Source organism: Mesorhizobium sp. M00.F.Ca.ET.216.01.1.1 (assembly GCF_004010325.2).
In the GTDB taxonomy this organism is placed as follows: Bacteria; Pseudomonadota; Alphaproteobacteria; order Rhizobiales; family Rhizobiaceae; genus Mesorhizobium.
The window spans coordinates 1-309 of record NZ_SADR02000423.1 but is presented as its reverse complement, the minus strand read 5'-3'; the positions used below and the strand labels follow the sequence as shown (position 1 = coordinate 309).

The 309-nt window shown below is 63.4% G+C and carries 1 pseudogene; it reads left to right on the top strand.

Annotation, left to right across the window (positions count from 1 at the left end):
- A pseudogene (locus EN859_RS40100) lies at positions 1 to 126 on the top strand (DUF1465 domain-containing protein); the annotation flags it as partial.
- Between the last annotated feature and the right edge of the window lie 183 nt (positions 127 to 309).

Genomic DNA, 309 nt, shown 5'->3' with positions numbered 1-309 from the left:
CTGGTGCGGCGCATGGACGAGGAAATCTATGGCGGCGTGGTCGCCGAGACGCACGCCCCCAGCCGGCGGGCCAATCCGGTTTCCGACCAGATCAGCCTTTTGAACACGGCGTTCGCGCGCGGCTGACACCGCAACAAACGCGGCGGTAGCGACGCGCGAACGGGCACCGGCATATTCTTGATCGGATCGCGATTTGGTGAGCCGTTTTGGCCGCAAGTCGAACGGTCAAGATCCACACGTATCACCAGCTTACCGAAGCGGGCAAGGTCTGCGCTGAAGTGATGCGATCGCTTGGGCTGGATCGGGGGC